This is a genomic window from Hungatella sp. L36, assembly GCF_014288035.1.
In genome coordinates this window covers 1-13,901 of record NZ_JACOPC010000025.1, presented here as the reverse complement: position 1 = coordinate 13,901, position 13,901 = coordinate 1, and the positions used below count along the sequence as shown (strand labels likewise).

The window sequence follows — 13,901 nt, the reverse complement described above, 5'->3', positions numbered from 1 at the left end:
AGCCTGATAAAGCTTTGTATAGTCTAAATCCTCCAATTCGTGGCTCAGCAGTCGGACAGAATCATCGTTCGGAGCCCGCTTTTCTGTTTTTTTGACGCAGAAAAGGAGCTACTGCAAAGTAGATTATTTATCTACTTTGCAACAGCCCCATCTCCTCCAGATTAAAATATCTGAATATCCTCAAGATCCGGCTCTTCCTCCTCTTCTATCTCGTCTGCTGAAACCCCGTTTCCTTTATTCTTTGCAATTACCGCATACAGACCTCCGGTGACAACTACTTTTACCGCTATCGCCAGCAATCCTCTGCAGTATTCATCCAAGCTCCTACGGATAACGTCTTTATTGATTTTCTATCCGGTTTGTTTTAAAATAAAATCAATATCAAATCTTCTTCTGCACACGCGGATGTTATAACAACAGCGGAAGGGAATAGGAAGATGCCGTTATGAAAAAAAGTCCCCCAAAGTTTCGTTCCCAGCTCATCACCATGACAATGGTTACCTGTATTTGTTCTGTTTTGGTGCTAGGCATCACCCTGATCCTTATTTTTATAAGTTCTTTTTCTAAAAATGCAGGAAACGACATGAAGTTCTATCTGGAAAGTACGACGGAACAGTTTGACTTACGGATGCAGTACCTTGAAGACATTATCACCGACCTGCGGCACAGCGTGGAAATCCGGGAATTCTTTGACGACGGTTCCCTCGACAGCCAGGAGACTTCCAGACTGCTCTCCTACAACTGCGATTTATTTTCCTCCCGGAATATGGTGGACTCGTCCTATCCCTTCGTAGAGCGTCTCTATCTTTTTAATAATTATGGAAAACATGCAAGCTGCTATTACTATCCGATCACGCTGGCCGCCCGGGACAGTAATGACAGGACTTATCAGGATATTGACTCCACTTTCCGGAAATCCGGGGAGGAATTTAGTTATGTTACAGAGGAGGGGCAGCTGATCCTGTGTATGTGGATTTATGACGAGACTATGAATCCGGTGGGAACCTGCCTCGTCTCTTTAGGGACGGATTCCATAAACCGTATTTTCAGCACATCCAGACAGTATGATGATTCGTTCTGGTCTGTCTTCGGACTGTATGGTGTACCGCTTATCGGCAATGCGGACAAGATGCCGCCAGAATTGTTGAATGGAATCAGTACAGAAAAAAAAGAAGGTACTGTCAGCACAGCGCGCCATCTAATAAGCAGCCGCGGCAGCGGTTTTGGAATCAGCTGTTGTATCGGGGTTCCAGGTTCCACTGTTTATGATTCCATTCGGTCGACGATTGGCCTGTTCGCTGTCGTATTCTTCCTTGTGTTGGGGATTGTGGCCGTTACCGTGTTTTTTATCTCCTATTCTTTCACTAGGCCGTTAAAAACCGTTGCAGATAAAATTAAACAGTTCGGTGGCGGTAGCTTCGATACAAGGCTGGACAGCTTTGGCACGCAGGAGTTCAATGATATCTCCATTGTATTTAATGAAATGACAGAGCAGATTAATTACCTGATTACTCAGGTATATGAAAAGCAGCTTCTAGCAGCCCGGTCACAGATGCGCTTCCTGCAGGCCCAGATCAATCCCCATTTTATGTTTAATATCCTGGCCATGATCAGTATGAAGGCCGGACTGTGCGGTAACACGGAGATACAGAAGCTCCTGTCCGCCTTCTCAAAGCTGCTTCAGGGTAAAATCTTCCGTAGCGGGGAAATACTGATTCCTCTATCCGAAGAACTGGAACTGGTGGAGTTTTACTTGTATCTTCAGAGCAATCGTTTTTCCGGCAAAATCAATTATGAGATCCAATGCGGTGATGGACTGGAGCAGGTAAAGATACCACGGCTCTGCATCGAGCCGCTGGTGGAAAACGCAGTCTCACACGGACTGGAGCCAAAATCGGGGAACGGTAAAATCCTGGTATCGATCTGGAGAGAAGAAGATTTCCTGTGGATTCGTGTGGAGGATGACGGCGATGGCTTCGATGTGGAAGAATGGAAGAAACAGCACGGCCAGAGCACGACGGAAAGTGAAGGGCTGCATACCCACGTCGGCCTTTCTAATACCGAAAAGCTGCTGCATATTTTTTATGAGGACAAGGCTGTCATGAATGTGGAGAGTCAGACAGGAAAGGGGACCCGTGTGACAATCATACTGCCGCCGGACTCCGGAGAGGGGAAAACATTATGTGGAATGTAATGATCGCGGATGATGAACCGCTGATACGGGAGGGACTGGAAAAATTAATCGACTGGAAAGGACTGGGATGTGAACTGGTTTACATAGCGGAAAATGGCCAGCTACTGCTGGAGGAAATAAAGCGAAGACCGCCTGATATCATAATCGCGGATATCCGTATGCCTCTGATGACCGGTCTGGAGGTTGCACAGTTTATCTATGAGCAGCACATGAATATACAGGTCATCATTCTGACCGCCTACGCTGATTTTCAGTATGCGCATGAGGCAATCCGCTGCCAGGTAAGCGACTACATTGTCAAGACCTCCGCACTGGACGATATTCCGGCAGCTGTGGAAAAAATCACCGCCAGACTGGAGGAAAAGCGGCTGGCCTCTTACCGGATGCTGCTGCTTCCCACCGCAGCGGCCGGAGAAAGTGGGGATTCGATCCGCCGTTTTATGCGGTCGGCATTTGAGGGCTGTGAATACCACCCCGCCAGAACAGGTTCAGGTGAAATATGTATGATTTTTACCATGCGCCGGCAGGACACACTTCAATCAATGACTGCGGCCGCCTTAAAATTTTCATCGCTGTATAGAAGTTTTCTCGGCAGATCTATCCCTGTACTGATTAGTTCAGAGTATGAAGACAGCCAGGCGGGGGCTTCCATCTATGCGGTGCTACTGCATTACTGGAAGCAACATGTGCCGTCCGCTGATGATCCTTCTGTTCATGTGGTGGAGCTTCCATCTTTGCAGGAGCCGACGGAACAGGAAGAGACTTCTGTCTCCCCCGACGAGGAAGAGGACTTATTGGGGCGAATCAAGGTATATGTCCACGATAATTACACCAAAAAGATCAGTCTGGATGATATTGCAGAAGCCATACACGCCAACCGCAGCTATTTAAGCCGGCTTTATAAGCAGAGAACCGGTAAAAAACTGTTCGATGAGATTAACGGGATGCGGGTGGAAAAAGCCAAAGAACTAATCCGGGTGGGACACCGCAAAATCTATGAGATCGCAGGTCTGACGGGCTTTGACGACACCGCCTACTTCTCCAGAGTATTCAAAAAATATACCGGACAGTCGCCGAAGGAATATGAAGCCTCTTGCCACGTGAAACCAGATGGGAGGACGCGGGTATGAAACTATCAGTATGGATCGCGGCCGTTCTGACTGCAGTCTGCTTATGCGGCTGTGCCGAAAAAGTGAAGGAACCGGTAGAAATCATACTGATCCACGGCTGGGGAACCTCAGAACCGGATCATACAGCCATGAGGCAGATTTACAAAGATTTTGAAAAAGAAAACCCCGATATCCGTCTGAATCTAGTATCCATGCCCTCCTCCGATGAAGTTATAAGAAAGGCTGACGATATGATGGCAGTCGGAAGTATCCCTGATCTGATTTTCCTCGGCGGCAATGGGCGTGATACCATCTACCGCTTCGCAAAGCAGAAGGATTATGCAGTTGATATGATGCCCTACATAAAAGATGATCCTGAATTTTCAGCGAATATCGCGCCGGAACTGCTCTCTTACTGGACTACGCCTGACGGACAGTTGTATACGGTATCCGATGTTCTGCTGCTGAGCGGCGGTTACTGGTACAATGCTGAATTATTTCAGGCTGCCGGAATTGAGAAAGCGCCGGAGACCTGGGAGGAATTCTTCGATGTTTGTCAGCGTCTGGAGACGTATGCACATACCCATCAGCTTGCTGTAACACCGATTCAGATGAATCCTGAAAACAGCATCTATTTATTAGATGCATTTCTGGCCGGGAAGCTTTCCTATCCGGTTGAGATTGAAACGGATACCTTTCTGGCCGCTCTTGACCGCTTGAAAGAAGTCAGCAGGTACAGTGGCGGCTCGGCTGGTAATTACGGCTATCGGGATGTCCTGGAGCTTTTCAACGAGGGAAAATCCGCCATGTACATCAACGGCGTCTGGGGCAGCGCACTGATTGACGAAGACCTTGATGTGCGTTATTCCGCATTTCCATATGAATGCGGCGGAAAAAGCGCCTGTGTTTCTGCCTGTCTGGGCTACCTCGTGGGAAATACCAGGAATGAAAAAAAGATGGAAGCCAGCATCCGCTTCGTCAAATACATGGTCAGTGAAAATGTGCAAAAACGAGTCATCGCAGAAACTCAGCAAATACCCGCCAATCCAAATATACGGCTTGAGGAGTATGAAGATGAGATGCCGCGCTTCTGCCAGGGAACCGCGGAGGTTCTGGGAAGTAATTATATTATGGAAGTTCCGGACAACATCTGGAGCGGCCGGCAGATAAATCTGCTGAAAGAAAATATCATGGCTGTCCTGGATGGCTCCCGTTCCGGGGAAGAGTTGGACCAACTGTTGCGGGAACCATGACCACAGACAGTTAATTGCCGCATAATCAGAGAATTAGTGAATGGAACCGCTGCTGCCCCGCCTCACCACCTCAATAAAATCCAACATGACCACAACAAAATCCTATTCTTCTTTTTTTGTACACTTTTACTAACTTGTTTTTTGCTTTTTAAATGATCAGTATATAAAATGCAATATTTTAGTCAATCTCATCCATAGATTACCGTGTTTTTTCGTGATACTATCTAAACAGCCCAAAGCATTTTGGAACATCATCACAAAAAAACAGAGGAGGAGATTACTATGAGAAGAAAACAATGGCTGGGTCTCATGCTGGCAGGGGTTATGACAGTTTCGCTTGTGAGTGGATGCGCAAAATCCGGAGGAGACGCCACTGCGAAAACGGAAGCCGGGACAACGGCAACCGTTCAGACCGAGGCAAAGCCGGAAGAAACGGCAGCCACTGAAAAGACGGGAGATAAAGAGGTTCTTGAATTCTATCACGGATACTATCACGATGAAAGTGAGTGGGCTCCAGCAAAGGCAATGCGTGATATCTATGATGAATTTGCAAAACAGCACGCGGATGGCCCAGTGAAATTCAAAGCCATTCCAACAGAAAATATCCAGTCGGTCGTAGACAACAAGGTTGCCGGCGGCGCATATCCGGATATGATTGACCTCGCAGGAAACTCCGTTTCTCTGGCAGCGATATCGCAGGGACTTTTATACGACATGAAACCCTACATTGACGAGCAGAAAATCCAGGAGCAGGTTGGATTAAACTATGCGCAGAACGATACCGGCGCAAAAATCTATACCGTTCACGATCAGTTAAACACCCTGGGGTTCTGGTATAACGAAGATATCTTAAACCAGGTCGGAGCTACTCTTCCTGACACCTGGAAGACCTGGGATGACTTTGCCGCCGCCATGGAAAAGGTTCGCGCAATCGGCGGCGATATTTACGCTTATGGCGCAGGCGAGGGCTCTGTTCACAGCTTCAACGCGGCTCTCGGACGGACAGAAACAGGCGCCGCCATGCTAGCGGGCGAATTAACTGCAGATACAGTCAATTCCGAAGAATTTGCAGATGCGTTCCGGACTGTGGCGGCTCTTGACCAGGCCAACGGCTCTGCCAATACAAGCAGTTCTGCCAACGACTGGTCTGCTGATTTCAACGCTGGAAAATCCGCGGTATTCTTTAACGGCGTGTGGGCGGCCGGCGGATTTGAAGGGGAAGCCGGATTCCAGCCGGCGATCTTCCCGGGAAGCGTGGCATTATCCTCTGCGGGCGGCGGCATCACTATCGCCAGTGGCATGAGTGAAGACAAGACCGCTCTCGCTCTCGAATTTGTTAAATATATGACAAGTGAAGAAGTTCAGACGAAGATTTTCAAAGAAGTTGGTGCAAATCCCTGCAACGCTTCCCTGAATTTAAACACTCTGGCTGAAGGCGCTGACAGTAGTGTCGTACTGCTGGCAAAGGCATGCGCCCAGGCAAACAGCGCCGATACCATCGTTCCAACCGTTGACGCAGTATGGGGAACCGACATTCGCAACGCCCTTGCTAACCGACTGATGGAAGCCGCGATCAGCGGTACTGATATCGAGGCAAAGCTGGAAGAGTTAAAGAGTGAACTGGTAGCCCTGATCGGCTGATCGACTCTGAAAAGGACTGCTGTGTATTTTGGCGGCAGTCCTTTTTTCATTCTGCTGCGAACGATTTCAAGAAAAGAGGAGCGCCAATGAAGCAAAAAGAAATATCTCAAAAGACGCGGAAAAATATCTTTATCACCCTGTTTCTTCTTCCAACCATGATATGCTTCTGCGTATTTTACTTATACCCCATTCTGACCGTGTTTCTTTCTTCCTTCCAGAAATGGGACTATACCAACTTAAATCAGCCGGAGTTTTATTCCCCCGGTCATCTGCTGGATAATTACAATTACATTTTTACCCAGTATCCCTACTTTTCAGAAGCGCTGCGCAATTCCTGTATCTGGGCGCTGTGCGGCCTGGTCATCCAGGTGCCGATCGCTGTCCTGGTGGCTCTGGCGCTGTCGAAGCATCGGAGAGGATGGAAAATCGCTCGAAACGTATACATTATACCCAGCATCATCTCTTCTGCTGCCATGGGACTTATCTTTTTACAGCTGTACAATCCCAAATACGGTGTAATCAATCAGATTATCCGCCTGTTCAATTCTGATTTTGCAGAAAATATCCTGATCATGCCAAAAGTCAACTTTATCGCCCTGACATGCGCGTATATCTTTTTTGCAGGCACCATCATGATCATGATTCTGGGACAGATTTCGGCGATTCCGACGGAGATTTACGAGGCCGCGGTTCTCGATCGGGCGATCGGCTGGAGAAGGGATATCTATATCACGCTCCCTCTCATCAAGGATACGCTTAAAACAGTCAGCATCCTGGCCGCGACCTCCGGTTTCCTGCTTTACAACGAGGTCTTCTTCCTCACCAACGGCGCGGCAGGCACCAGAAGCATCAGCTTTATCATCCGTGAGCTGGCCGTTGTAAGCCCCAGGGCGCAGTACGCCAGGGCCAATGCGGTAGGTACCATTCAGATCATAGGCGGAGCCCTGATCATACTTGTTATCAATTTTATCTTCCGTGAAAGGAAAGAGAAGGGAGGGAATGTCTGATGAAAAAGAAGCGTTCAAAAGGCGGGGAGGGCGCTGTTCTCAGTAGCCTAAGCGGAACGGGTAAGGTACTCAACTATATCGGAATGGCTGTCATCTGCTTTATTTCTCTCTTTCCTGTTATCTGGGTGTTTATCTCTTCCTTAAAAGCAGACCCCATGGCGGAGCCAGGATTCACTCTTCCAAGCCAGATCTGCCTCGACGGATATGTGGGCGTGTTCCGGGATATGCATATCATGCGGTACTTTTTTAACAGCTTTAAAGTAGCCGGGCTTTCCGTTATCTTCAGCATTATTATTATCTCCATGTCGGCCTACGTGGTTGCGCGCATGGATTTTAAGCTGAAGCCGCTGATCAGCGCTCTGCTCATGTCCACGCTGTTTATTCCCGCCACGGCCATGACCTTTCCGGTTTATAACCTGGTCAATAAGCTTCATATCAATGACAGCCATGCGGGACTGGTTCTCATCTATACCTGCAGCGGCATAGCCGTCAGTTTTATGGTGATCCGAAATTACTTTGCCACCATACCGAAGGAGCTTGAGGAAGCGGCCAGAATTGATGGCTGCACCTATTTTCAGACATTTGCAAAGATTATGTTTCCTATCGCCCGGCCCGGGATTATGACGGCGGCGATTCTGGCGTTTATGAATTACTGGAATGAATACTACTGGGCCTCCATGGTATTGACGACAAAAGAGTTAAAGACAGTGCCTGCTATTCTGTCACAGTTTACTACCGCATTCTCCACCAACTATAACGGACTGTTCTCGGCAATCGTGGTAATTCTCCTTCCGGCGGTGGTCGTATACTGCTGCTGCAGTAAATTCTTCGTGGAAGCGCTGGCAGGCGGCGCAGTGAAAGGATAATCATATGAAAAAACAGATTACGGCAATCTTACTAGGCGCGGGAAACCGCGGGGAAAAGAGCTACGCGTCCTACGCACTCAATTATCCCAATGAGCTAACCTTTACAGGTGTGGCCGAACCACGAAAAGACCGCAGGGACGCATTTGTGAAGGACCACCAAATCCAGGAGGAGAATGCTGTTTCCTCCTGGGAAGAGCTGTTAAACCGCCCACGTATGGCAGACTGTGTCCTGATCTGTACCCAGGATCAGATGCATTATAAACCGTTAAAGATGGCGGTGCAGAAAGGATATCATATTCTTTGTGAAAAGCCGATCACACCGGTTAAGGAGGAGCTTTCAGACGTTTACCGGCTGGCGTCGCAGTATGATAAGACAATCAGCATATGCCACGTGCTGCGCTACTCCCCATTTTTTATCGAACTAAGAAAGCTTCTTACCTCCGGAGCGATCGGGGAATTAATCGATATTCAGCATATCGAGAGCGTCGGATACTGGCATATGGCTCACAGCTTTGTGCGGGGTAATTGGAGGAATCACAGCTTAAGCAGCCCCATGATTCTGCAAAAATGCTGCCACGATTTCGATATCCTGCTATGGCTTGTCGGAAGTCCGTGTGTATCGGTCAGCAGCTTCGGCGGCCTCAGTCATTTCACAGAGGCACATGCTCCCGCGGGCAGCACGCCGTACTGTATGGATGGATGTGAGGCCAGGGACAGCTGCCCATTCTTTGCACCGCGGTTTTATCTGGAACACCAAAAGGCCATACAAGACGGCTTCGCCCAGACTGTCAGCCTCGATACGAGCCGTCAGGCACTGCTCTCCGCTCTGAAGGATGGCCCCTACGGCAGATGCGTCTACCGCTGTGATAATGATGTGGTGGATCATCAGATTGTAAATCTTCAGTTCGCAAATGGAGTAACTGCAGGCGTGACAATGTGCGCATTTACAGAAAAATGTGAACGTATCATCAACCTCATGGGAACCCGGGGGCAGATAAAAGGCAATATGGAAGAAAACACGATCGAATGGACGGATTTTGTGACCGGTCACACCACGCAGATCCGGCTTCATGTCCAGGAGGGCGGCCACAGCGGCAGCGATGTCTCCATGATGAGGCAGTTTGTAAAACTGGTCGGCAGCAATGGGAAAGAGGAAAATAAAAGCGCTGCCACCGAAGCGGTAGAGAGTCATTTCATCGCTCTTGCAGCAGAGGAAAGCCGGCTGGCCGGCGGCGCTGTCATCACATTAGGAGGTACCTTATGAATCAGGAAATGTTAGAGCGCACCAGATGGTTTATGAATGATCGTTTTGGTATGTTTATCCACTGGGGCTTATATGCGATTCCGGCGGCCGGGGAATGGATCATGTCGGAGCGGCGCATACCCGCAGAACAGTACGAGGAGTATTTTCACCAGTTTGATCCCGTTGATTTTGACCCCGTATCGTGGGCAAGGCTGTGCAAAAAGGCAGGGATGAAATATGCGGTTATGACAGCAAAGCATCATGACGGCTTCTGCCTGTTCGATTCCGCTCTTACCTATTATAAATCAACCGCTGCAAAGGCAGGACGGGATCTTGTCCGGGAGTTTCTCGATGCATTTCGCGCTGAAGGGCTCAAGGTTGGTCTTTACTACTCTCTGTTAGACTGGCATCATCCCGATTACCCTAAATACAACGATATCAATCACCCCATGCGCGGCAATGAAGCATATCGGAATGAAGTGATTGATTTTAACCGTTACCTTGACTATATGCACGGTCAGGTCCGTGAACTGGTGAGCGGATATGGTAAACTGGATATTCTCTGGTTTGACTTTTCTTACGATGATATGTGCAGCGAAAAATGGCGTGCCGCCGAATTAATCCGGATGGTTCGTTCCTATCAGCCGGATGTCCTCATCGATAACCGTCTGGAAGGCTCCGGAGAAAAAAACGGCAGCATCGCGACAGATCACCCTTCTGTCTTCAGCGGAGATTTTGCGAGTCCGGAACAGATCATTCCTCCGCAGGGAATGCAGGATGAATCAGGACTTCCAATCCCCTGGGAGCTGTGCGCCACCATGAATAACCACTGGGGATACTGTTCCTGGGATTCCTTATATAAAACGCCTCAGACCATCATACGCAAGCTGGTGGAATGTGTCAGCAAGGGCGGAAATATGATCCTCAACGTAGGACCTGACGCTAAAGGGCGGATTCCTGATGAGAGCGTTAAAATTCTGGAGAAAGTCGGACATTTCATGGACCGAAACGGGGAAAGCATCTACGGCTGCGGTATCTCAAAAACCGCAAAGCCCGAGTGGGGCAGATATACTCAGAATGGAGATACCATCTACGCCCATGTTTACGAGACTCCTCTCGGCGCCCTGCCTCTATATGGCATCGGCCCTGACCGGGTAAAGCGAGTCACGCGGCTGGCCGACGGCAGCGAACTGATCCGCGGGGAGGCGTGGAACACCGCGATGTATCCTGACGTTGCCTTTGTCTCACTGGGCGACAATCCGGTATTCTCCTATCCGCTTCCGGATGAGGATGATACTGTTTTAAAAATTGAACTGGCTCTTTAAAATTGCAAAACAAGCGCATCCGAATAACCGGATGCGCCTTGTTCTGTCATTCCATATAAAAGATACCGGACGCGTTTCCAAGCTTGTGCCCCTGGATCAGCCAGGTACGCACCCTCTGCCGGAACGGGGTATCTGCCGGGTAATCCTCCGGATTATCCATTACTTTCTGAAAAATCCGCTTTTCGGCATCCCTTTCCTCCTCTTCCGTCTCATAAATCAGAAAACGCTTTTGAAATAATATCGTGTTCGCAGTCTCTTTCATCACCGCAGCCAGCCCCGGGTAAAGCATCCATGACTCGCAGTGAAAATAATGATACTCCGGGAACATGGCGCGTGCCAGCCGGAACGCCTCCTCACAGGCGGCCGGATCGGCCGGCGATCCCTGGGGAATATGAACGTTTAAAAGCATCTCCCCCGCAGCAATTGAAATTCCAGGAACCTCGATCCCATGAGGCGCGTTATACAATTCAAACTGAAGCCTGCCCAGGCGGAACAACCGGAGCTTTACGTGCCGCCAAAGCCAGTCATATTCCATCAGTCCAGTCACGCCGTAATCCCTGCGGCAGTTTTCACACCAGATCGTAAGATCGGAAAAAGTGTCCCAGTACAACTGGTCGGAAAGCCCTCTTTTTACGTATTCTTCGTGGGCCTCGCAGGAAAAATGGACAAAATAATAGAGAAACCATGCCGCCGCATCCTTCTGCCCCGCAATCATACGGGTAAAAGCTTCATAATCATTATAAAAACAGTCTTTTACCTCTTTATATGTATTCGGATCCGCTGAATATGCGTGAACCAGTTCCGCAGCTTCTTCCTGAAGATGAATCCCATTGCAAAATTCCCTTATATTCATATGTACTTCCTCCTGTAACATAGTTTACCACAATCTTAATGGAGAATTCCATAGCAAATTATTCTTTCGCTCTCACTTGAAATAATGCGACCGCAATCCCATTAGCTTTAGATGATGGGTTAAGGTCGCGAAAAGTAGATTGGTGTGTTATACTATCATTATGGGAACATGGAAATCTAAAAACAGACACAAATATTTACTACAATACCATATTATTTTCGTATGCAAATACAGAAAGAAACTACTGGTTTTAGAACGAATATCAGATGATATAAAGCAGTTGTCATATGAGATATGTCAAAAGCATCATGTAGTAATAAAATATATGGAAACCGATAAAGACCATATTCATTATCAAGAGTGTCGTAAAACCCCTAGCTTTAGCTATGGGGATATAAGACACTTCCATCGAATTTACGCAAGTAATTGAAAATGGAATAAGTGTACTTGTATCAGGTGTAACAACACGATATAATACATGTATGAATATAACATATAAATCAAATAACAATATTGTCTATTCTTGTAAATATCATATAGTATGGTGTCCAAAGTATAGGCGTAAAATCTTAACAAACGGAATAGATACCAGATTAAAGGAACTGATTCTTGAGTGCGCTGCGAATATTTCTGTAGACATCATGGAAATGGAAATCATGCCAGACCATGTACACATACTCATGGAAGTAGATCCACAGTTTGGCATCCATAAGGCTGTAAAGTCATTCAAAGGATATACTTCAAGGGTGCTAAGAAGTGAATTTCCTGCTTTAAAAACAAGAATGCCATCACTGTGGACAAACAGCTATTTTGTATCTACCGTAGGTGGCGCACCACTTGATGTAATTAAACAGTATATTGAGAACCCAAAAAACATCGCAACGACAAAAGGATAAACAAGGCTGATGCAAAAAGGTGTAAAGTTTCGGATTTACCCCAATAGGGAACAAAAAAACTTAATCAATCAGACATTTGGCTGTTGCAGATTGGTTTATAACAGAGGTCTTGCTATGCGCGAAGAGGCGTATAAAAATGGAAACAAGATAGGGTATTCCCAAACATCTGCAATGCTTACAGACTTAAAAAGAAGTGGAGATTTTACATTCTTAAAAGCAGTTGATTCGATAGCATTGCAACAATCGCTGCGTGACCTTGATAGGGGATATGTGAACTTCTTTCAAAAACGTGCATCACATCCAACATTCAAGAGCAAACACAATAACCATCAGTCTTACCGCACAATCAATCAAGGCGATAATATTCGTATTGCAGGAAAATATGTCAGACTTCCCAAGCTAGGATTTGTTAAGGTGCGTCAGTCTATGGAAGTAGGAAAAATCAATAATGTTACAATTGAACGTACCCCTACAGGAAAGTATTTTGCAGTTTTGAATGTGGATTTTGAACCGCAGCTACAGCAAAATAATGGTGCTGCTATTGGTATTGATGTAGGTATTAAGGAGTTCTATTCTGACAGTAATGGAAATGTAGTATCTAATCCCAAACACCTTGAGAAATCAATGCATAAGCTCATTCGTGAACATAGAAAACTGTCACGGAAAGAAAAAGGTTCTAATAATCGAAATAAACAGCGCGTGAGAGTGGCACTGGTTCATGAAAAGATTACCAATCAAAGAAAAGATTTTTTACAGAAACGATCCACAATGCTGATTCGTGAAAACCAAACAATCTGTATTGAAGATTTGAAAGTGAAAAACATGATGCGTAATCATAAATTGGCAAAATACATAAGTTCTGTATCATGGTCTAAATTCTATGATATGCTTACATATAAGGCGACTTGGTACGGAAATGATATTGTGAAAATACCAACCATGTATCCAAGTAGTCAGACATGCTCCTGCTGTGGATATAAAAATCCATTGGTAAAGAATTTGGCAATACGTAAATGGGAATGTCCCGAGTGCCATGCCACGCATGATAGAGATACGAATGCAAGTGTGAATATCTTGAATAAAGGACTCCAAATGCAGTCAGCATAAAACATACAAAACTGCACCGTAGGGCATACGGAAACAGTATAATCTAGCTTGTGGACACTGTGTAAGACATAGCAGTACCGTTAGGTATTAGCGATGCAGTAGTGGTAGAAACAAGAATCCCCCCTGCTTTAGCTGTGGGGAGTGTCAATTAATCGATATTAACCGACCGGCGGCGGATACGCCCTGGCCCGGGAATAGGCCGGGAGAATATTATAAGAAAAAGAGCCGGGGATTTGCCCTGGCTTTTTACAGTCTAAAGATATTAGTGTTTCATTCTACATCATAAAAAATGTAATATAAGATAAATTTTCTTACATAAATCCATTTATTTTCATATCTTTACTATATATGTAAATTAAAAAAATGTCAATAATCTTATTCAGATACTTTTTCAAAAACTTATTATA

General features: G+C 46.6%; 12 protein-coding genes and 1 pseudogene. 11 read left to right on the top strand and 2 right to left on the bottom strand.

Going from position 1 to position 13,901, the window contains the following annotated elements:
- Positions 1 to 161: 161 nt before the first annotated feature.
- On the bottom strand, positions 162 to 320 hold the full coding sequence (locus tag H8S80_RS31710; RefSeq protein WP_187049087.1) for a hypothetical protein: 159 nt from the start codon (positions 318 to 320) through the stop codon (positions 162 to 164).
- 125 nt (positions 321 to 445) lie between these two features.
- On the opposite strand from H8S80_RS31710, the gene H8S80_RS31705 reads away from it, so the two are divergent.
- The 8 genes from H8S80_RS31705 to H8S80_RS31670 all read left to right on the top strand — a co-directional run bounded on the left by H8S80_RS31705 (position 446) and on the right by H8S80_RS31670 (position 10,638).
- The gene (locus tag H8S80_RS31705; RefSeq protein ID WP_118033310.1) at positions 446 to 2,194 is read left to right on the top strand and encodes a sensor histidine kinase; all 1,749 of its coding nucleotides are present in this window, start codon (positions 446 to 448) and stop codon (positions 2,192 to 2,194) included.
- The gene (locus H8S80_RS31700) at positions 2,182 to 3,324 is read left to right on the top strand and encodes a response regulator transcription factor (protein ID WP_243010384.1); all 1,143 of its coding nucleotides are present in this window, start codon (positions 2,182 to 2,184) and stop codon (positions 3,322 to 3,324) included. The genes H8S80_RS31705 and H8S80_RS31700 overlap by 13 nt, the downstream gene beginning before the upstream one ends.
- A complete protein-coding gene (locus H8S80_RS31695; RefSeq protein WP_118033311.1) occupies positions 3,321 to 4,556 on the top strand; it encodes an ABC transporter substrate-binding protein in 1,236 nt (411 codons plus the stop codon). The genes H8S80_RS31700 and H8S80_RS31695 overlap by 4 nt, the downstream gene beginning before the upstream one ends.
- 282 nt (positions 4,557 to 4,838) lie before the next feature.
- Positions 4,839 to 6,197: an ABC transporter substrate-binding protein gene (locus tag H8S80_RS31690; protein ID WP_118033312.1), complete on the top strand. Its 1,359-nt coding sequence runs from the start codon at positions 4,839 to 4,841 to the stop codon at positions 6,195 to 6,197.
- 86 nt (positions 6,198 to 6,283) lie between these two features.
- Positions 6,284 to 7,204 (top strand): carbohydrate ABC transporter permease, encoded by a 921-nt coding sequence (locus tag H8S80_RS31685; protein WP_118033313.1) that lies wholly within the window; start codon positions 6,284 to 6,286, stop codon positions 7,202 to 7,204.
- Entirely contained in the window at positions 7,204 to 8,070 is an 867-nt protein-coding gene (locus H8S80_RS31680) for a carbohydrate ABC transporter permease (RefSeq protein WP_118033314.1), read from the top strand. The genes H8S80_RS31685 and H8S80_RS31680 overlap by 1 nt, the downstream gene beginning before the upstream one ends.
- Positions 8,071 to 8,074: 4 nt before the next feature.
- The gene (locus tag H8S80_RS31675) at positions 8,075 to 9,334 is read left to right on the top strand and encodes a Gfo/Idh/MocA family protein (RefSeq protein WP_118033315.1); all 1,260 of its coding nucleotides are present in this window, start codon (positions 8,075 to 8,077) and stop codon (positions 9,332 to 9,334) included.
- On the top strand, positions 9,331 to 10,638 hold the full coding sequence (locus tag H8S80_RS31670) for an alpha-L-fucosidase (RefSeq protein ID WP_118033316.1): 1,308 nt from the start codon (positions 9,331 to 9,333) through the stop codon (positions 10,636 to 10,638). The genes H8S80_RS31675 and H8S80_RS31670 overlap by 4 nt, the downstream gene beginning before the upstream one ends.
- A 46-nt stretch (positions 10,639 to 10,684) precedes the next feature.
- Here H8S80_RS31670 and H8S80_RS31665 read toward each other — a convergent pair whose 3' ends face one another.
- Positions 10,685 to 11,491 (bottom strand): acyltransferase domain-containing protein, encoded by an 807-nt coding sequence (locus H8S80_RS31665; protein WP_118033317.1) that lies wholly within the window; start codon positions 11,489 to 11,491, stop codon positions 10,685 to 10,687.
- A gap of 160 nt (positions 11,492 to 11,651) precedes the next feature.
- On the opposite strand from H8S80_RS31665, the pseudogene H8S80_RS31660 reads away from it, so the two are divergent.
- The 3 genes and pseudogenes from H8S80_RS31660 to tnpB all read left to right on the top strand — a co-directional run.
- Positions 11,652 to 11,850, top strand: a pseudogene (locus H8S80_RS31660) (transposase); the annotation flags it as partial.
- A 123-nt stretch (positions 11,851 to 11,973) separates the two neighbouring features.
- Complete coding sequence (gene tnpA, locus H8S80_RS31655) at positions 11,974 to 12,387, top strand: IS200/IS605 family transposase (RefSeq protein ID WP_118033318.1); 414 nt, start codon at positions 11,974 to 11,976, stop codon at positions 12,385 to 12,387.
- Positions 12,388 to 12,396: 9 nt separating this feature from the next.
- Entirely contained in the window at positions 12,397 to 13,494 is a 1,098-nt protein-coding gene (gene tnpB, locus H8S80_RS31650; RefSeq protein ID WP_118033319.1) for an IS200/IS605 family element RNA-guided endonuclease TnpB, read from the top strand.
- The last annotated feature ends 407 nt before the right edge of the window (positions 13,495 to 13,901 follow it).